This is a genomic window from Candidatus Poriferisodalis sp. (assembly GCF_965221945.1).
Lineage (GTDB): Bacteria > Actinomycetota > Acidimicrobiia > Acidimicrobiales > Poriferisodalaceae > Poriferisodalis.
In genome coordinates, this window is the sequence record NZ_OZ244925.1 from 3,418,536 (window position 1) to 3,437,090 (window position 18,555).

Consider the following 18,555-nt stretch of genomic DNA (forward strand, 5'->3'; position numbering starts at 1 on the left):
GAGGCCCTGCTGGGATCGGTGTTTGTGGACGCCGAACCCTGGAGGGCCTCGATGGCGAGAGATGTTGTGTCGGTGCGGCTGTGGCTGGCGCAGGTGCGGGTGCTGGGGGTGTTGGTCGACTTGGCCGAGCGGCTGGCGGTGCGGGTCGTCTCGACAGTGCTGCGTCCGAAGTGCCCGCGCTGCGCGACGCCGAGCGGGCGGGTGCATGGCCGCCGCGACAACAAGGTGCGCGATCTGGAGGTGTCGGGTCGGCCGGTGACGCTGGTGTGGCAGCGGCGGCGGCTGGTGTGGGGGCCGTGCGGCCGTCGGTTCTGCGAGGACCGCCCGGCGTTGGGGGGCCGTCTCACGGCCCGGCTGGCCCGTCGTGTGGTCCAGGACGCGCGGGCGATGACGGTCAACGCGGCGGCCCGCCGCCGCCGGCTGGGCTGGGATCTGGTCAATGCGCTGGTGGTCGCCTATGCGGGGCTGGTCGCGGACCGCCGGCGGCGGCGAAGATGCCGGCTGCTTTTGGTGGAGGGGACCTCGATCCGCCGTCGGCACCGGTACGTGACGGTGCTCGTGAACGGCGACACCGGCGAGGTGCTCGCGATGGTGCCCCACCGCAACGCCCAGGCGCTGTCGGGGTTCCTGGCCTCCCAGGGGCACAGATGGTGCAAGGGCGTCAAGGTCGTGGTGTCCGACGGCTCGAAGCCATACAAGGCAGCAATCGAACGGCGGCTCGGCCACGCCCGCCACGTGCTGGACCGGTTCCACGTCATCAGATGGTTCGCAGCGGGCCTGACCGCGGTGCGCCGCGACGTCCAGCGCCGCCCCGAGGGCTCCAAGCCGGCGTCCGACCCCGAAGTGTTCCGGGCACGGTTCTTGCTCATGCGCCGCCCCGACACGCTCGACGCCACCGAGCGAGCACGCCTCGACGGCCTCTTCGCCGCCCACCCGAGGCTCAAGGCTGCATGGGCAGCGCTCGGCGAGCTGCACGGCCTCTACCTCGCCAAGGACCGAAAAGGCGCCCTCGAAGCGCTCGACCGGTTCGCGGACATCTACCGCACCGGCCAGATACCCGAGTTCAGCGACATCGTCGACACGTTCCTCGCCTGGCACGAGGAAATCCTCGACTGGCACCGAGCCCGACGGCCCGGCAACGGCCGAATCGAAGGGACCAACAACCTGCTGCAAGCCCTGCGCCGCAAAGCCCACGGATTCACCAACTACGCCAACTTCGAAGCCCGCGGCATCCTCATCACATAGCCTGACAACACCGAGCCCAGCAGCCCGATCCCACAAAACCGCGAAGGCTCGTAAAATTGGTGCGCCACGAGTCGAGAAGTTCTTCTTTGGATGCTCGCACAGGGCGCGAGTTCCCGCGCCTTGCCATTAGTCGTCGAATGGCAGCGGCATTCCTTCGGGCTTGTTGCCGTCCTCGGGGCCCGGATACCGATAGTGAAAACCGGGTCCGCGCCCCGAGGGCCAACTCGGGACGAGCCCTTCTGACAAGGCAACGATGCGGAGGTGGGTATTCGCGGTCGGTTGGCTGACTTGGGCGATCATCTGGTATTCCGCCGAGGAGATTCGTCCCCGCTCCCGAACCCATGCTGTCGCTGCTTCGTGACGAGGCCGAGAGATTTGCAGGGCTCGGCGTGCTGAACGCGAGAGGCACCAAGCTGCAGCGGTGTTTGGAGGGACTGGGATTGGCACCAGCAACCGCAAACCGTCGGCGATTCGGTAGCCAGCAACGCGGCGCAATGCGTGCGCCGCGTCAGCGGGTGTCCGCTGCAACAGCGGAGCGCATGACTCCGCAGTGAGAAACGCGGTCGCTGGGTTCATTGCGCGCCATACCAGCAACGCTGCATCTACGTCGTCAGCTGCATCTTCAGTCGGCACCGTTTGGTCGGCCGTCGCGCGTCGCAGGCCCGTGAAGATCTGATACCGGGCCGCATTCACCGGCTGACCGCTCAGGACTGCTCGCACGGCCGGCCTGTCGGTGAGCTCGATAAGCGGCGGATCGCCGCCAATCTTGATGAGGTCGGCAACCATCATGTCGACTCCCACACCTTCCTGTTCCACGAGGCCTAACTGACGAAATGCGTTCACCAGGGCGCGATAGCGCGGTTGGGATGGGTGGGTGATGATGTTCTCGGCGGTCACGTCGCCGATGAAGCCTCCTGGTGAGGTGACGCGTAGCTGGTTGCCGATGTGCTCGATCACTGTGGGATCTGATTGGTTCCAGTCACGGTGGCAAACCCCATTCAGAATCGCCTCACGTAGCGAACGTTCGGGGATGGCATGCACCCTGATCACACCGAGGCCGCTGGTCATCTCTCGGAAGGGGTTGTGGCGTGTGTACTCAGCCTCCACCAAGTCAAGTTCTTCGAGCAATGACAGACCGGGCACATTGACGCGCACATCCGACGGGCCGCCAGGCACGCTTCGGTGGATGTAGTCGAGGGCGGGCGAACTTCGGCGGCCGAGCAGAATCTCGCCCGCAAGGTTCAGCGTGTCTGAATCTCCATAGAGCAGGCCCAGTCTCGCGAGGAGGTCGCGCAGGTCGAGTGACGCCTTGGAACGGTCGGTCGCCATGACCCGCCTCCGCAGCGACGCCACGGCACCGTCGGACACACCTTGGAGCAACAGTCCGGACTCGCGATTTGATGGATCGGCCGCAGCATCGACGAACAGCCCCTGCATCAGCTCGGTTGCCGTTATCGGAACGCAGGACGTTCCTTGTCGATGCCGGTACTTGCTGGCGAACGGGACGGGCTCGACGGCCTGCGGTACGGCGACTACGAGCAGCCTGGCTCCCGAAACATCGGCAACTCGGATATCCGCGGTCACCTTGCCGTCGGTGAGCTGGTAGAGGCGTGTGCGCAGCCAGTCGACATCACTAACGGCACCGATGAGGCAACCGTTCGTGCCGTCGACACCGACGATGATGACACCGCCTCCTCGCGTGTTGCCGAAGCAAGCTGCCTCTGCTGCGAGCTGTTTGGCGACGACCTCGCTGCGAGGCTCACCCGGCAGAATGCGCGACTCTTCGCGGCGGCCTGCTTCCTTTTTGAGATCAATCGCCTGGGACTCAAGGGTGCTTGGATTCGCGGTTCCCGAGGCGAGTGCCCCCAGAACCCGCTCAACCTCGGCGTCGTGCGATGGTGCCGGGAGAAAAGTAAAGCCTCGGTCCGCCATGTGCCCGAGCTTATCTTCTCCAGCTAACAAACATAGATTTGATATCAGGGTCTACGGGTCTATTTTTGTTGCTGACAAAAGAAAACCAGCTGAAAGGAGCGTCGAAGCCTCGCTAGTCAGCAGGGTGCGCCCGGCGCGTGGCAGCATCGTCTGATGCAATCTGGGCCCATGCCGCTCGAGGGACTGCGGGTGGTGGACCTCTCGTCGGTGTTCGCAGGACCGCACTGCGCCCGCTACCTGGCCGACTTCGGCGCCGACGTCATCAAGGTAGAACGGCCGGGGGGCGACACCGTTCGCAACATGGGCTGGCGCGACGCCGACGGCGGGACGCTGTGGTGGCGTCTCGTGAACCGCAACAAGCGCTGCGTGACGCTCGACCTCAAGGCACCTGGCGACTTGGCGCTGTTGCAACGCCTGCTGGCGGTCGCCGATGTCCTGGTGGAGAACTTCCGGCCCGGCAAGCTCGAAGCTCTCGGCCTGGTTCCTGACGAGCTGATTGAAGCCAATCCGAAGCTGGTGATCGCCCGGCTGACCGGCTTCGGCCAAGACGGGCCGTATCGCGACCGTCCCGGCTTCGCCACCCTTGCGGAAGCCATGAGCGGCTTCGCCTCGATGAACGGCGAGGCCGACGGCGCCCCGTTGCTGCCGCCGGTTGCGCTCACCGATGAGATCGCTGGACTCGCGGGCGCGTTCGCCGCGCTGGCGGCCGTCCGTAGCGGCGTCGGTCAGGTTGTCGATGTCAACCTGCTCGAGTCCATGTCGCAGGTGATGGGCCCGCTCATGACCGCCTGGCACACCGAGGGCTACCTGCAGCCCCGGCTGGGATCGGGCATTCCCTACAGCGTCCCCCGTGGCACCTACCAGGGATCCGACGGTGGCTGGCTGGCCGTGAGCACCTCGAGCGACTCGGTTGCCGCTCGGGTCATGGCGATGATCGGCGTGGGCGACGACGAGCGCTTCACGACGTTCGAAGGACGCATGGCCCACCGCGCCGAGTTGGACGCTGTCATGGCGGAATGGGTGTCCCAGCGAACGCTCGCCGAAGCAGTGGAAGCCTTCGATGAAGCCCAGGCCGCAGCAGCACCGGTGCTCGACATGAGCCAACTCTCCGACGACCCGCACGTCACCGCACGCGGCGTGTTCGTGGAGGTCGACGGGCTGGTGCAACAGAACGTGGTTGCCCGGCTCAGCGCGACCCCCGGCCGAGTCCGCTGGACCGGCCGCCCCGAAGGCGCCGACAACGACTGCCTTCAGCAGGGTTCCGAAACTGACCCCTGGCCCGCCCCCTAGACAGCGTCGGAGCGGGCTCTTTCGGCCAATTCGGCGATGTCAGCCATGATCGCCGACAGCTCATAGTCCTTCGGCGTATAGACGGCGGCCACGCCGGCATCGCGCAGCACCTGATGATCGGCCGGCGGAATGATCCCGCCCACCACCACTGGAGCACTCACGCCTTCGGCGTCGAGACACGCCAGCACTTCGGGCACCAGCTCGAGATGGCTGCCTGACAGGATCGACAGCCCCACCACGTCGACGTCCTCGTCACGGGCAGTCGCAGCGATGTGGGCCGGCGTCAGGCGGATTCCCTCGTACACCACCTCCATGCCGGCGTTGCGCGCTGCCACCGCCACCTGTTCCGCGCCGTTGGAATGGCCGTCAAGTCCCGGCTTGGCCACCAGCACCCGTGGCGGCCCGCCCGCCATCTGGGCGCAACGCTCCGCCACCGATGCCAGCCCCGATCTCACCGAAGCAGGGCTGCCGGCCCCGACGCCACCCAAGCCCGTCGGTGCCCGGTACTCCCCGAACACCTCGCGCAGCGCCTGCGCCCACTCGCCGGTGGTGACCCCGGCGTGGGCTGCTTCGATGGACGGCCCCATGATGTTGACATCGCCCGACGCGGCAACCTGCAGGTCGTCGAGCGCTGCCACCACCCGGTTCGAGTCCCGGGCCCCCCGCCACCGTTCGAGATCGGCGATGAGCTCGGCTTCCACCTCGGGATCCACCCGCAGGATCGACTCGTCGCCTTCCAGCGGCGACGGGGCGGTTTCGGTGAACTCGTTCACTCCCACCACGGTCAGCTCGCCGCTCTCGATCTGCCGTACGCGCTCGGTGTGGCTCGCGACCAGACGCCGCTTCAGCTCCTCGATGGCCGCAAAGGCGCCGCCCATGCCCAGCACGTCATCCAATTCAGCCTGCGCAGTCGCCACGAACTCGGCCGTCAGGCCCTCCACCACAACCGAGCCGTCAAAGATGTCGCCGTACTCCAGCAGGTCGGTCTCGTGTGCCAGCACCTGCTGGATTCGCAGCGACCACTGCTGGTCCCATGGCCGCGGCAGCCCCAGCGCTTCATTCCACGCGGGCAGCTGCAATGAGCGGGTCCGTGCCCGCTGCGACAGCGTCACGCCGAGAGCTTCAAGCGTGATGCGTGCCACGTTGTTCTCTGGCTGGGCTTCGGTGAGGCCCAGCGAATTCACCTGTACGCCATAGCGGAACCGGCGCAGCTTCGGGTCGGCCACGCCGTAGCGCTCAGAGCAGATCCGGTCCCACATCTGGGTGAGGGCACGCACTTTGCAGACCTCCTCCACAAACCGGATGCCCGAGTTCACAAAGAACGAGATGCTGCCGACGGTGGCGTCGAAGCGATCAGGCGGCACCTTGCCGCTGTCGCGCACGGCATCGAGCACGTCGATGGCGGTCGCCAGCGCGTAGGCGATCTCCTGAGTGGGCGTGGCGCCGGCTTCTTGCAGGTGGTAGCTGCACACGTTGATCGGGTTCCATTGCGGCACGTGCTGCGAGCAGTAAGCCACGACGTCGACGGTCAACCGCCGGCTGGCCTCGGGGCCGTATATGTACGTGCCCCGGCTGAGGTACTCCTTCACGATGTCGTTCTGGGTGGTGCCTCGCAGGCCGTCGGACGGCACGCCGGCGTGCTGCGCGTTGGCGATGTACAGGCTCAGCAGCCATGGCGCCGTGGCGTTGATGGTCATCGAGGTGTTCATGGCTTCGGGCGGGATGCCGTCCATGAGCTGGGCCATGTGGCCCAGGTGCACCACCGGCACGCCGACTTTGCCCACCTCGCCGCGTGCCATCGGATGGTCAGGGTCGTAGCCGGTCTGTGTCGGCAGATCGAACGCCACCGACAGTCCGGTTTGGCCTTTGGCCAGCATCGACCGGTACAGCTCGTTGGACGCCCGTGCCGTGGAATGCCCCGAGTACGTGCGCATCAGCCACGGCCTTGAGCGCCGCGGCGAATCGGAGGCAGTCACCGGCCTTAGCCGTCGAGCATGCGGAAGACCATCGGGCGCAGCCAGATCTCAGGCAGCGGCCGGGTGACGGCCTCGGACAGAAGCTCCAGGTACGCCGCGCGCTCGACTTCCACGGCTCCCAGCCCGGCCAGGTGCGGTGTCGTCCACTGCACGTCCACCAGCGCGCCGCCGGTCACCTTGAGCGCATCCACCAGCGCCACCAGCGCCACCTTGGAGGCGTCGCTCTCGGTGTGGAACATCGACTCACCGGCGAACAGGGCGCCGATCGCCACCCCATAGAGGCCGCCTACGAGCTCATCGTCGAGCCAGGCCTCCACGCTGTGCGCCCATCCCAGCTCGTGCAGCTCTCGGTAAGCGTTTCCCATGTCGTCGCTGATCCAGCCGTGGGGACGGGCGGGATCGGCGCACGACTCCAGCACCTGCTCGAAGGCGGTGTCGATGCGGATGTCGAAGCGCCTGCAAGCCCGACGCAGCGATCGGCTGACTCGCAGATAGCTGAGCGGCAGGATGCCGCGTGGGTCCGGCGACCACCATCCGACGGTGTCGCCCAACGGCATCGGGAACAGGCCCGTCCGGTAGGCGCCCAGCAGCGTGCCGGCTGCGAGGTCGGCGCCCGCTCCCACAAGGCCGTTCTCATCGGCTGTCGACGCTGGCGGGAATGACCATCCCGACCCAGGCGGCTCCGTTGGGCCGTCTTCTGACTGGCGCTGCATCAGTGCGAGCCTAGGCGTGATCTGGCCGAAGCGCCGCTGGACGCGCCGGCCGCGCCGGCCGCGCTCGGGGCTAGCTGCGCGCATCGGTGTATGCGTTGATCTGAGCGTCCGTCGCGTCGGTGATCGTCACGCTGTGCACCACGACTTCGTCGATCGGGGCGTCGGCTGGGTCGGTCTCGACTCCCTCGATTGCCAAGACGACGTCCATGCCGTCGACGACGTGGCCGAGCGGCGAGTACAGGGGCGGCAGCGAGGCGCCGTCGGGACCGGTGATGACGAAGAACTGGGAGCCGTTGGTGGCCGGATTCCCACGGTTGGCCATCGCAACCGAGCCGATCCGGTACCAGTCCTCTTCGGGGAAGTCGCCGGTGAATTGGTAGCCGGGACCGCCGGTGCCGTACTGCAGTTGCACGTCGCCGCCTTGGACTACGAAGCCAGCGATGATCCGGTGGAAGAGTGTCCCGTCGAAGGCTCCCCAGCGGCCCAGCACCACGAAGTTGTTGACGCTGTCGAGGTCGAGCACCGGGTCGAGCACCATGGTGAAGTCGCCTATGCTGGTTTCGAAGGTCGCGGCGTACATCGCCTCGACGTCGATGCAGAGCGGGTGCGGCCCGTCGAATTGGTTGCGGGTGCCGTCGCTGCCGTCGGCGGCCGGACAGCTCGTCGATGCTGGCGCAGCGGCCGCGGTGTCGTCGGGGCTGTCGTCGGCCTCGGTCTCAGCTTCAACCTCGCTGGCCGGCGGCGCTTCATCGCTCGGCTCATCGGTCTCGAACGTGGTGACGTCGGGCGCCTCGGTGTCAGTGACCACTGCGCTGTCACCGCTGTCGTCAGGGTCATCGCCGGTGAAGGTGCTCCACAGCCACAGCGCCACCAGCACGGCTGCCGCGATGAGCACGATTCGCATCACTTTGCGGGCCACGGTGGAACGCTTCTTGACGCGTTCGGCTTGGGCCACCGCCCGCATGCGGTTCTCGCGCTGGCGCTGTCTCTTCTCGCTGCTCATGAGCGGCGTTCTCCGTGCCCTCGGCCCGCATAGGGCGGGCGCAATCTCGGGGCTTCAAGGTGGCCCCTGATCAGTACCGGCGGTCACACTACCGATGCCCACTCGGTGGCCCCCATGGGGCGGGCGCGGAAAGACCCCCGGTACCCTCGCTCGGCGTGCCGTTGGTCGTGCAGAAGTTCGGTGGAACGTCGGTCGCCAGAGCCGCGCGCATGCGCGAGATTGCCGACCACGTGAAGCACTGCCGCAGCCGCGGCGACGAGATCGTGCTGGTCATCAGCGCCATGGGTTCGGAGACCGACGAGCTCATCGCCCTGGCGACGCAGATCTCCGATGAGCCAGCCGGCCGTGAGATGGACATGCTCATCACGGCGGGCGAGCGCAAGGCGATTGCTCTCATGTGCATGGCACTGCATGACGTGGGCGTCCCGGCGGACTCGTTCACCGGCAGCCAAGCGGGGTTTGTGACCGACACGAACCACCGTAACGCCAAGATCCTGTCGGTCACCCCGAAGCGAGTGACCGAGTCGCTCGAGGCCGGGCGTGTCGCGGTCGTGGCGGGTGCCCAGGGGGTGTCCACCGACAACAACGTGACGTTCCTGGGCCGCGGCGGTTCCGACACCACCGCGGTGGCGCTGGCGCACGGCCTCGGCGCCGACGCCTGCGAGCTCTACACCGATGTGTCGGGGGTGTTCACCACAGATCCACGGGTGTGCCCCAGTGCTCGGAAACTGGCACGGCTCGGCTTCGATGAATTGCTCGAGATGACCGCCATGGGCTGCCCCAAGCCGGCCGCCCGCTCGGTCGAGGTTGCCCGCACGTACGGCGTTCCCCTGCACGTGCGCTCGGCATTCACATGGGAACCGGGAACGTGGGTCGTCGACACGGAGTCAGGCATGGACGCTAGAGAAATGGAAAAGCCGATTGTGACCGGCATCGTGCCGGATACGTCGCAGGCCAAGGTCACACTGGTCGGCGTCCGCGACGAACCGGGGATCGCCGCCAAGGTGTTCCGCACGCTGGCCGACGCTGTGGTCAACGTCGACATGATCGTGCAGAACGTGGGCGACCACGACCGCACGGACATCTCGTTCACCGTTCCAGCAGAGAGCGCCGACGAGGTGCGAGCCATCTGCGAGGGCATGGTGGACACGGTGGGCTTCGCCTCGGCGAACACCGATGCCGGCATCGCCCGGGTCTCGCTCGTCGGCGCCGGCATGGCCAGCCATCCCGGCGTGGCCGCCACCATGTTCGAGACGCTGGCAGCGCAGAACATCAACATCGAGATGATCTCCACATCGCCGATCCGCATCTCCTGCGTAGTAGCCGAAGCAGACGTAAACCGAGCCACAGTGGCCCTGCACACAGCCTTCGGCCTCGACTGACCAGCCGAGAAAATCGCAGAAGCCCGCTGAACCGACCTCGGTAGCCTCAGATTCATGCGCGTAGGAATCGTGGGAGCCACCGGCCAGGTAGGCGGCGTCATGCGGGACATCCTCGCCGATCGGGACTTCCCGATCGACGAGCTGCGGCTGTTCGCATCTGCCCGCTCGGCCGGCCGCAAGCTGTCGTGGAACGGATCCGAGATCGCTGTTGAGGACGCTGCAGCAGCCGACTTCACCGGTCTCGACATCGCCCTGTTCTCGGCCGGCAAGACCACGTCGCTGGCGATCTCCGAGCACGTCGCCTCACAGGGTCCGACAGTCATCGACAACTCCTCGGCGTGGCGCATGGATCCCGATGTCCCGCTGGTGGTGCCGGAGGTGAACGCCCCCGAGGTGTTCAACGCGCCGAAGGGGATCATCGCCAATCCGAACTGCACGACGATGGCGGCAATGCCCGTGCTGGCGCCGCTGCACGCTGAGGCCGGCTTGGTGTCGATGGTGGCGGCCACCTACCAGGCGGTGTCCGGAGCGGGCCTCGCCGGCGTCGACGAGCTCGACCGTGCCTTGGCTGCGACCACCGAGGGTGCCGCTGCGCTCACCTTCGACGGCGATGCTGCCACCCACCCGGCCCCGGACAAGTTCCCAGGCCCGATAGCTCACAACGTGCTGGCACAGGCGGGCAACTTCGTCGACGACGGCAGCGGCGAAACCGATGAAGAGCAGAAGCTCCGCTACGAGAGCCGGAAGATCCTGGGCATCGGTGATCTGGCGGTATCGGGCACCTGTGTGCGGGTGCCGGTATTCACCGGGCATTCGCTTGCGCTGAACCTTCGCTTCGAGCGGTCGATCTCGCCCGAGCGGGCCACCGAGTTGCTGGCCGATGCGCCGGGTGTCGAGCTGGCCGATCTGCCCACACCGCTCAGCGCAGCGGGCCGTGACCCGTCCTACGTGGGTCGCATCCGCCGCGATCCCACCGTCGAACACGGCTTGGCACTGTTTGTGGTCGGCGACAATCTCCGCAAGGGAGCGGCGCTCAACGCGATTCAAATCGCCGAGGTTCTCTCGGCGATCTGAGACACAGTGCCGAAGTTCTCGGCGGCGCCTAGGACTTGTCGCCGCGGCGCACTGCTACTTCGGCGCCGGGCACCTCAGGCTCGTCGTCGACGATCTCGGCCGGAAAGCCGGGTGCCGTAATGGTCCGCCCCGTGGCTTCCTCGAGCCGCCGGATGATGTTCGGCGACCACTCCCGGTAGCCGTAGCGAGCGGCACCGTCGGCGAACACGTCCACCAGCAGCGGCGACAGCTCCAGCGGCAGGCCCTGTTCAGCGGCAATGTCGGCGAAGAGGCCGATGTCCTTGCACACCAGGTCCATGGTGAAGTTGATGTCCCGCGAGCCATTCAGGATGACCTGACTCTCGGTCTCGTGAACGAACGAGTTGCCCGAGCTGATGCGGATGGCCTCATACGCGGTGGCCAGGTCCATTCCCGCCGCTTGGGAGGTGACCAAAGCCTCGCACAGCGAGACCAGGTTGGCCGTGGCCAGGTAGTTCGTGACCACCTTGAGAATCGACGCGGAGCCCAGCGCTCCGGTGTACAGGATGCGGCGCCCCATCGTCGTGAGCAGCGGCAGCATCGCCTCGAAGGTGTCCCGGTCGCCGCCGGCGAAGATCGAGATGTTGCCGGTGGCGGCCCGGTGGCAGCCGCCCGATACCGGGCAGTCGATAGCGGCGCCACCAGCGGCTTCCACAAGCGCTCCCAGCCGGCGGACCTCGTGGTGATCGGTGGTGCTCATCTCGGCCCAGATCTTCGAACCCGATCCGGCCGACCCGGCTAACGCAGCCGAGGAGAACCCAGCCAGCACGCCGTCGCGAGCTTCGAGCACGGCCGCTGACGCAGCGGGCGTCGGCAGGCAGGTGATCACCACGTCGCAGCGTTCCGCCAACTCAGCACCCGATGAGGCCTCGCTCACACCGAGATCGAGAAATGGCGCCATCGCAGCCGGATCCAGGTCGCGCACGACCAGCTCGAACCCGTAGCGCTGCAATGAGCCGGCCAGCTTGCCGCCCACGTTGCCCAGCCCGATGAAGCCCACGCGCCGCGCTGCGTCCGATTGCATCACGCCTTTCTGTTGTCGCGAGCACGGCGAAGCTTCGTGCTCGCATAAACCGGTCGGGCAGGCGGGATTTGAACCCACGACCTCTTCGTCCCGAACGAAGCGCGCTACCAACCTGCGCCACTGCCCGTTTGCGATCACCGCTGGCTGATCGCTCCGGCCGAAGTTACCGGTCTCGCAAGCGCAAGCGCTACCGGAATGTACGGCCGCCTATGTGGCGCTCGCGGCGTCGCGCTCCAGCAGTTGGTGCGCGGTGCGCCGCAGCTGCAACGGGTTGAGTGGCTTGATCAGCCACGCATCGGCGTCAGAACGCCGGGCCAAAAAGACGTCGGCTTCCCGGTCGGCCAGCATCAGCACCGGCACCCGCGGCAGCCTGCCCATGCCGGATTCGAGCCGCAAGTCCAAGCATGTGGCCATGCCGCCCATGTTGCCGATCTGGAAGTCCAGGATCACCAGGTCAGGTGTGCTGGCCTCCACCGCGGGCCGGACCTCGTGACCTGATCGCACGACCCGGAAGGTCACGTCGGCCCCGGAAAGCGCGGCGGCCACCTCTTCGACGACCCAGTCTGCGTCGGTGGCCAGAAGCACGTCGGTCACGATGGCGCAGGGTAATGGGGTCTGCACTGCTGGGCGTCGTGTCGCGGCCGGTCCGGCTCGCGTCGCACATTTGGGCAGCGCTCCTAGAGTTCGGGCCGTCGCCGATCCAGGGGGCCTGGGTGAAAGCACGACAGAACCGCCGCCGCGGGTTCGCGCGCCTCGCTGCCGCGACGCTGCTGGTGTCTGGCGTGTTGGGCTTGGCCATCTCGCCGGCGTCCGCTCACGACGAGCCGGCCGACCACGCCCCCGACGCCGAGAACCCTCAGATCGTGGGCGACGACGGTTCCCGACAGATCGTCGTGGTGGAAGTCAACGGCCTCATCGATCCGATCATGGCGTCGTACATCAAGCGGGAAATCGCCACCGCGCAAGGGCGTCACGCGATCGGCGTGGTGCTGCAGGTTGAAAGTGCCGGAACCACGCTCGACGACCCCGAACTCGTCGAACTGCTCGACAATGTGCGTCTCGCGCACCTACCGGTGGGGGTGTGGGTCGGACCTAGCGGCGCACAGGCGCTGGGAGGCGCTGCCCACCTGGTCACCATGGCCGATTTCGCCGCGATCGCGCCCGGCGGTCGGATCGGCGACTTCGCCGCAGTGCAGGGCCTCATTCATGCCCATGGACCCGATGCCGAGCGGTTCCACCGTCACGACGACGGGCTTCACTCGGGCACGAGCGTCCGGTACTTCGACGCCGAATCTGCCATGGGCGAGGGTCTCATCCACAGCACGGCTCCATCGATCGGCGAGTTCATCTTCGCCATGTCGGATGCGGGCTACTTGCCGCCGATCGGGCAGAACGTCACCGGCGACGACGGTGTGGTGCGGCGAGCCCCGGCCCCCGATGTGGTCGTGAAGTTCGTCAAGCTGCCGCTGCTCGACGGCCTGTTCCACACCGCTGCCAGCCCGGCGGTGGCCTACTTGCTGCTGCTCGCCGGGTTGTCGTTGCTGCTGCTTGACTTCTACACCGGCGGCATCGGCGTCGCCGCGGTCGTGGGTGCTCTGTGCGGGCTGCTCTCGGCCTTCGGCTTGGGGACACTCGACATTCGACCGTGGGCGGTTGCGCTGCTCATCGCGGCCTTCGTGGCGTTCGCTGTGGACATCCAAACGGGCGTGCCGCGCTTTTGGACTGCCGTGGGCGGCGTGGCGTTGCTCGTCAGCTCGCTGTTGCTGTTCGGCCAGCACTCGATGAGTTGGATCCCGCTGGTCGTGGGCCTCGTGATGGTCGGCGTATTCGTGCTGTCGGGCATGCCTGCGCTGGTTCGGACCCGGTACGGCACCGCCACTGTGGGCCGGGATTGGCTGATCGGGGTTGAGGGCACTGCGGTGACCGACATCGATCCCGACGGCACCGTTGAAGTCCACGGTGCTCAGTGGCGGGCCCGAGTGAACCGGCTGACACCGCTGCAAGCGGGTGAACCGCTGCGTGTCAGCGGCTTCAGCGGGGTGGTGCTGGAGGTGGAGCCGCTCGAAGGTGCAGCGGTGGATTACCGCGAGATACGCAAGAAACGGGCTGATGCGCCGGTTTCCGAAACCGAATGAGGTTTCGTTTACCTCTTGTCAAGTGAATTTTTGTCCTCTAATGTCCCCCCCGAGAAGGGGGACACATGAGCGCTTTGCTGGTCGAGGAGTGGCAGGACAGGGCAGCTTGTCGAGGACCTCAGGCGGCGGTGTTCTTCCCGCCGCCCCGCACTGAGCGGCGCGACGAGAAAGCTCAGCGCGAGGCGCGCGCGAAAGCCATCTGCAACCAGTGTTCAGTGATCGCTGACTGTCTCGAACACGCGCTGGACGTCGGTGAGGCGCATGGCATCTGGGGCGGGCGCAATGAGATCGAGCGCCGCAACATGCTGCTAATGCGCACCGACGCCAGCTAGCAGTCCCCCACAGTTCCTGCAGCCACCACCTGCTGGCGCTGCGCGCCAGCGCGGGTTCAGTCCTGCACTGGCGTCAATCAGATACCGGGGGCAGCCGCGGCCCGGCAATGCGAAGGTCTCCCCGTCGACGCGTCACCCCCGTCCGGTCCAGGTACCCCACCAGCGGCAGCGCATACTTGCGTGTCGTGCCCAGTTCTTCGCGGATCTCGGCCACGGTGACGCCGTCCGGCTGAGCGCTCAGCAGGCCCGCTATCTGCTGGGCCGCGGCCTCGATGGCGGAAGCGGCAAACCAGATCCCGTCCGTGTGAACGAGGTCGCCGCGCCCCGACAGTGCCAAGAGCTCCTGCTGGGTGACACCGCCCGGCTCGGGCGGTGAGAAGGGCGCCGCTGCAAGCTCGGCAATGACGGGATGGTCGGCGAGCACATCTGCCGCGTCCATCCGCCGGGCGCGCCCGGCGTCGATCACGATCCCCTCGAGGGTGTCGATCGCAAGACGCTGTCGTTCGTCGAGCGCAGCCAGGTCCAGGCCGAGGGGACCGGCCCGCTCGACCCCCTCTCGCAGGTCGTCAAGCAGTTCGTCCAGCAGTTCGGGCGGCGCCACCCAATCGCCCAGTACGGGCTCGACGCGTTCGCCGGTCAGTCGCTCGAGTTGCGCCGCCTCTACCCAGCCGCGCTCGGCAAGCATGCGCTCGGGCCGGGCGTCGGGCGTGGCGACCGAAGCTCGCAGCTGCGGATCGGGATCGAGCACGGTGCCGCCGCCGATGGTCTGCCCCCGGCCGAAGTCGCGCAGCACGAAGCGGTCGCCGAGCACGAGGGGCAGCGCGACCGGCAGGTGCAGCCGGGCGTAGCCGGTCTCGCCGGGAGCGATGCGTTCGGGTCCGAGCACTCGCAGCCGCACGGGCCATTCGCCCGATCCGAGGTAGAAGGCGTAGGCGCCCCGCCGGGTGACATCGCTGCCGAGGCTGTCCAGCACCCTCAGTTCCACGTCGATGCTGCGGGTGCGGTGCCACTGGCCCTGCCGCACGAGCGCGATGCCGCGTCCCAGATCGTCGGCATCGACACCGGTCAGGTTGAGCGCCACCCGGTGTCCCGGTCCGATGCGCTCGACCGCCGCGCCCTGGGTCTGAATTGCTCGAATCCGGGCCGTCCGGCCGCCTGGCGCGGTCTGCAGCTCGTCGCCGGCTGACACGCCACCGCCCGCCAGCGTGCCGGTCACGATCCGGCCCGCTCCGGTTGCGGCGAACGACCGGTCAATCCACAGGCGGGGCCGGTCCCGGTCGGCTGCCGTGGGTGTGGCAGCGCACAGGTCGTCGAGCGCGGCCCGCAGCTCGTCGAGCCCGGTGCCATCGATGGCGTCGGTGGCAATCACCGGCGCGTCTTCGAGGAACGTGCCTTCGACGTGGTCGGTAACGTCGAGCCGGGCCAACTCGGCCAGCTCGTCGTCGACGAGACCGATCTGGCTGAGCACCACCACGCCGTGCGAGATGCCGAGCAGTTCGAGGATCGCCAGGTGCTCTGCCGATTGCGGCTTCCAGCCCTCGGGCGCAGCCACGACGAACAGCGAGGCGTCCACCGCCCCGACGCCGGCCAGCATGTTCTTGACGAAGCGGATGTGCCCGGGAACGTCCACGAAGCTGACCTGCCTGCCTGACGGCAAGGCGCAGAAAGCGAACCCCAGGTCGATGGTGAGCCCGCGCTCCTTCTCCTCGGCCAGCCGGTCGGGGTCGGTGCCGGTGAGGGCGCGCACCAGCGTCGACTTGCCGTGGTCCACGTGCCCCGCGGTGCCAACAATGTGCACGCCGCCAGCTTGCCCTGCCCGAACCGGGTCGCGCCGAATGCTCAGGAGAATGGCTGAGCCCAGGAATCGGCTTGTGTAGCGTGGTGGTGCGACCCTAGGGTCGCTGGTGGACCGAGACGGAATCGAACCGTCCGAGGCGGGGTATCAAACCAGCTCGGCGCACCAGCGCTCGGCCCACGAGAGCCGCACTCTTCGGGGTGCGGCTCTCGTCATGCTGGCAGGCAGAGCGTCAACCACTTTCATGGTTTTCTGATCGCCCGGGCGGGCCAGGATGCCGCCCGCGCACAGTGCAGTTATGCGGGGCTACTGGCCGAGCGCTTGACGGACCGCGGCAGCCACGACGGTGTCGTCGGCGGGATCGACCGTGCGCAGGTCGATCACGGTGGTCTGCTCGTTGACGCGGGCAATGACCGGCGGATCGAACGTCCGCAGCGCAGCCGCGTGGTCGCCGTCGAGTTCGATGCCCGCAGACGGGATCTCCTGACCGGGCAGCGAACCCGCGCCAGCCAGCGCGGTCGTGCGTGCTGGCTGGCCGACGCCGAGCGCTTCGGCCCGCTGGGCCAACTCGTCGACCGGCACTTTGGCCATGCGCCAAAACGGGATCGCATCGGCATCGCGACGCAGGTACGCCAGCGCCACCGACTGCAACGCATCCAGCACCAGCGAGCCAGGCCGGAAAGCCCGCATCAGTGGGTGCGACGCACAGGCGGCCACCAGATCGGCATTACCGCAGATGATTCCGGCTTGCGGGCCGCCCATCAGCTTGTCGCCGGAGAACGTGACGAGTGCAGCGCCCGCTGCGAGGGTCTGCCGCGCTCCCGGCTCGCCGGCCAGCCAGTCGGGCCGCGTCCCCAGCCACGGGCAGCGCTCGTCCAGCAGGCCCGATCCCAGGTCGGACACCACCGGTGGCCCGATCTTGGCAAGGTCCGCCACGTCGGCCTCTTCGGTGAAGCCGGTGATGCGGTAGTTGGAGGGGTGCACCTTCAGCAGCAGCGCAATGTCGTCCTGCTCGACGGCCGCCCGGTAGTCGGCTGCACGGGTGCGGTTGGTGGTGCCCACCTCCACCAACCGCGCGCCCGACTGCTCCATTACCTCGGGAACCCGGAATCCGCCGCCGATCTCCACCAGTTCGCCACGCGACACCGCCACGCCGCGGTCACGGGCCAGCGCCGCCAGCACCAGCGTCACCGCTGCGGCGCAGTTGTTGACCACGAGTGCCGCTTCGGTGCCGGTCAGGGTCGCGAGCAGCAGCGAGGCGTGTGAGGTGCGTGAACCGCGGCGTCCCGACGCCAGGTCGAACTCCAGGTTGCTGAAGCGCACCGGTCCGTCGTCGTCAGGTTCCAACCCGAGCGGCGCCCTGCTGTGTTGTTGACCGAGCGGTGCTCGACTGTGTTGTTGACCGAGCGGAGCCCGGCCGAGATTGGTGTGCAGCAACACCCCGGTGGCGTTGATCGCTGGCCCCAACAGGCTGCGCCGCAGACGGTGTGCCTCGTCAGCAGCCGAGTCGGGATCGCCGGCGGCGATGGCCGCTCGGGCGGCAATCACCAGCAAGGGGTGCGGCAGGCCCACATCTGCGATCCGCAGCGCCAGGTCGTTCACCGACGGCGGCCTCATCGCCCGGACACTACTGCCGCCCTCTCACACGCCCGTCGGTAACGTCCCCAGGGGCCTTGCGAGAACCGGAGCCGCTGTGACAGACACCGATGGGACTGACGCTGGCGCTCCTGCCGAGATACCGCTGCGGCCGGCAGCCACCGTGATGCTCGTTCGCGACGGCACGGACGGTCTCGAGGTGTTCATGCTGCGCCGCAACCCGCGCAGCGAATTCGTCCCCGGCCAGTTCGTCTTCCCAGGCGGTGCCGTCGACGCGGAGGACCGCGACGACCCGGGTCTGGAGTCGGTCTGCGTCGGCCTCGACGACCAGACGGCCTCAGCGATGATCGGCGTCGATCATGGCGGCCTCGCTTTCTGGGTGGCCGCAGTCCGAGAGTGCTTCGAGGAAGCCGGTGTCCTGCTGGCCCGTAACGGCAAAGCCCACGTGTCATTCGACGAACCTTCCACAGCGCAGAGGTTCGAGACGCTGCGCCGGCAAGTCCATGACGGCGAACTGCGGCTAGCGCAGATGTGCGAAGACGAAGGACTCGTGCTCGAACTCGACGAACTCCGCTATGTGAGCCATTGGATCACGCCGGTCGGCCCGACGCGCCGCTTCGACACCTGCTTCTTCATGGCCCACATTCCCGAGGGCCAAGAGCCGCTGCACGACGGCAGCGAAACGGTCGAGAGCACCTGGATCCGCCCCGCCGACGCCTTCGCCCAACACGCCGAGGGCAAGTTCATGATGATCTTCCCGACCTACAAGAACCTCGAGCCAATGCTCGAAGTCGACACGGTCGCGGACCTCCTGGCCTGGGCCGACGAACTACAAGACATCCCCGCCCTGCTGCCAGCAATAGCGGTAAGCCCCGAAGGCGAAGTCCTCACCCTGCTCCCCGGAGACGAGGGCTTCGAAGAAGCGTCAGCCAACCCCCCACCCCCAGGCTCCATGCCCTAGCGCCCCTGCCCCTACGCACCCCGGGCGGTCTACAGGATCGTCAGGTTGGCCACGAACAGCCGACGGCCTCTTGGCCGCT

Annotated in this window: 15 protein-coding genes and 1 tRNA gene; 7 read left to right on the top strand and 9 right to left on the bottom strand. The window is 67.4% G+C overall.

Going from position 1 to position 18,555, the window contains the following annotated elements:
* Positions 1-51: 51 nt before the first annotated feature.
* Positions 52-1,245 carry an ISL3 family transposase gene (locus ACOQPH_RS16125; RefSeq protein ID WP_420622338.1) on the top strand — a complete coding sequence of 398 codons (1,194 nt, stop codon included), beginning with the start codon at positions 52-54 and terminating at the stop codon, positions 1,243-1,245.
* 126 nt (positions 1,246-1,371) lie between these two features.
* On the opposite strand, the gene ACOQPH_RS16130 is transcribed toward ACOQPH_RS16125, so the two are convergent.
* Positions 1,372-3,177, bottom strand: coding sequence for an ATP-binding protein (locus tag ACOQPH_RS16130; RefSeq protein WP_420622339.1), 1,806 nt, complete (start codon positions 3,175-3,177; stop codon positions 1,372-1,374).
* A gap of 153 nt (positions 3,178-3,330) precedes the next feature.
* Between ACOQPH_RS16130 and ACOQPH_RS16135 the strand changes: the two genes are divergently transcribed.
* A complete protein-coding gene (locus tag ACOQPH_RS16135; protein WP_420622340.1) occupies positions 3,331-4,467 on the top strand; it encodes a CaiB/BaiF CoA transferase family protein in 1,137 nt (378 codons plus the stop codon).
* Here ACOQPH_RS16135 and ACOQPH_RS16140 read toward each other — a convergent pair.
* From ACOQPH_RS16140 to ACOQPH_RS16150, 3 genes are all read right to left on the bottom strand, one after another.
* Positions 4,464-6,401 (bottom strand): methylmalonyl-CoA mutase family protein, encoded by a 1,938-nt coding sequence (locus ACOQPH_RS16140; RefSeq protein ID WP_420624373.1) that lies wholly within the window; start codon positions 6,399-6,401, stop codon positions 4,464-4,466. The two genes, ACOQPH_RS16135 and ACOQPH_RS16140, sit on opposite strands and share 4 nt — an antisense overlap.
* 47 nt (positions 6,402-6,448) lie before the next feature.
* Complete coding sequence (gene aat / locus ACOQPH_RS16145; RefSeq protein WP_420622341.1) at positions 6,449-7,156, bottom strand: leucyl/phenylalanyl-tRNA--protein transferase; 708 nt, start codon at positions 7,154-7,156, stop codon at positions 6,449-6,451.
* Between the two features lie 70 nt (positions 7,157-7,226).
* A complete protein-coding gene (locus ACOQPH_RS16150) occupies positions 7,227-8,159 on the bottom strand; it encodes a peptidylprolyl isomerase (RefSeq protein WP_420622343.1) in 933 nt (310 codons plus the stop codon).
* A 155-nt stretch (positions 8,160-8,314) separates the two neighbouring features.
* Here ACOQPH_RS16150 and ACOQPH_RS16155 point away from each other — a divergent pair, with 155 nt between their 5' ends.
* Positions 8,315-9,541 (top strand): aspartate kinase, encoded by a 1,227-nt coding sequence (locus tag ACOQPH_RS16155; protein WP_420622344.1) that lies wholly within the window; start codon positions 8,315-8,317, stop codon positions 9,539-9,541.
* 54 nt (positions 9,542-9,595) lie between these two features.
* Positions 9,596-10,615: an aspartate-semialdehyde dehydrogenase gene (locus ACOQPH_RS16160; protein WP_420622345.1), complete on the top strand. Its 1,020-nt coding sequence runs from the start codon at positions 9,596-9,598 to the stop codon at positions 10,613-10,615.
* Between the two features lie 28 nt (positions 10,616-10,643).
* Here the strand turns inward: ACOQPH_RS16160 and ACOQPH_RS16165 are convergent, their stop codons facing one another.
* From ACOQPH_RS16165 to ACOQPH_RS16175, 3 genes are all read right to left on the bottom strand, one after another.
* Positions 10,644-11,657 (bottom strand): NAD(P)-dependent oxidoreductase, encoded by a 1,014-nt coding sequence (locus tag ACOQPH_RS16165; protein WP_420622346.1) that lies wholly within the window; start codon positions 11,655-11,657, stop codon positions 10,644-10,646.
* Between the two features lie 53 nt (positions 11,658-11,710).
* A tRNA-Pro gene (locus ACOQPH_RS16170) sits at positions 11,711-11,784 on the bottom strand.
* 80 nt (positions 11,785-11,864) lie between these two features.
* Positions 11,865-12,251, bottom strand: coding sequence for a response regulator transcription factor (locus ACOQPH_RS16175; protein WP_419551471.1), 387 nt, complete (start codon positions 12,249-12,251; stop codon positions 11,865-11,867).
* A gap of 119 nt (positions 12,252-12,370) precedes the next feature.
* Here ACOQPH_RS16175 and ACOQPH_RS16180 point away from each other — a divergent pair, with 119 nt between their 5' ends.
* On the top strand, positions 12,371-13,792 hold the full coding sequence (locus tag ACOQPH_RS16180) for an NfeD family protein (RefSeq protein ID WP_420622347.1): 1,422 nt from the start codon (positions 12,371-12,373) through the stop codon (positions 13,790-13,792).
* Between the two features lie 65 nt (positions 13,793-13,857).
* Positions 13,858-14,124 (top strand): WhiB family transcriptional regulator, encoded by a 267-nt coding sequence (locus ACOQPH_RS16185; RefSeq protein ID WP_420622348.1) that lies wholly within the window; start codon positions 13,858-13,860, stop codon positions 14,122-14,124.
* Between the two features lie 73 nt (positions 14,125-14,197).
* Here the strand turns inward: ACOQPH_RS16185 and selB are convergent, their stop codons facing one another.
* Entirely contained in the window at positions 14,198-15,922 is a 1,725-nt protein-coding gene (gene selB, locus ACOQPH_RS16190) for a selenocysteine-specific translation elongation factor (RefSeq protein ID WP_420622349.1), read from the bottom strand.
* A 303-nt stretch (positions 15,923-16,225) separates the two neighbouring features.
* The gene (gene selA, locus ACOQPH_RS16195) at positions 16,226-17,536 is read right to left on the bottom strand and encodes an L-seryl-tRNA(Sec) selenium transferase (RefSeq protein WP_420622350.1); all 1,311 of its coding nucleotides are present in this window, start codon (positions 17,534-17,536) and stop codon (positions 16,226-16,228) included.
* A gap of 76 nt (positions 17,537-17,612) precedes the next feature.
* Between selA and ACOQPH_RS16200 the strand changes: the two genes are divergently transcribed.
* Positions 17,613-18,476 carry an NUDIX hydrolase gene (locus ACOQPH_RS16200; RefSeq protein WP_420622351.1) on the top strand — a complete coding sequence of 288 codons (864 nt, stop codon included), beginning with the start codon at positions 17,613-17,615 and terminating at the stop codon, positions 18,474-18,476.
* Positions 18,477-18,555: the final 79 nt, after the last annotated feature.

Bases quoted from the DNA above. Each gene is read 5' to 3' on its own strand.
- ACOQPH_RS16125 (WP_420622338.1), top strand. From the start codon at position 52: ATGGCGAGAGATGTTGTGTCGGTGCGGCTGTGGCTGGCGCAGGTGCGG.
- ACOQPH_RS16130 (WP_420622339.1), bottom strand. From the start codon at position 3,177: ATGGCGGACCGAGGCTTTACTTTTCTCCCGGCACCATCGCACGACGCC.
- ACOQPH_RS16135 (WP_420622340.1), top strand. From the start codon at position 3,331: ATGCAATCTGGGCCCATGCCGCTCGAGGGACTGCGGGTGGTGGACCTC.
- ACOQPH_RS16140 (WP_420624373.1), bottom strand. From the start codon at position 6,401: ATGCGCACGTACTCGGGGCATTCCACGGCACGGGCGTCCAACGAGCTG.
- aat (WP_420622341.1), bottom strand. From the start codon at position 7,156: ATGCAGCGCCAGTCAGAAGACGGCCCAACGGAGCCGCCTGGGTCGGGA.
- ACOQPH_RS16150 (WP_420622343.1), bottom strand. From the start codon at position 8,159: ATGAGCAGCGAGAAGAGACAGCGCCAGCGCGAGAACCGCATGCGGGCG.
- ACOQPH_RS16160 (WP_420622345.1), top strand. From the start codon at position 9,596: ATGCGCGTAGGAATCGTGGGAGCCACCGGCCAGGTAGGCGGCGTCATG.
- ACOQPH_RS16165 (WP_420622346.1), bottom strand. From the start codon at position 11,657: ATGCAATCGGACGCAGCGCGGCGCGTGGGCTTCATCGGGCTGGGCAAC.
- ACOQPH_RS16185 (WP_420622348.1), top strand. From the start codon at position 13,858: ATGAGCGCTTTGCTGGTCGAGGAGTGGCAGGACAGGGCAGCTTGTCGA.
- selA (WP_420622350.1), bottom strand. From the start codon at position 17,536: ATGAGGCCGCCGTCGGTGAACGACCTGGCGCTGCGGATCGCAGATGTG.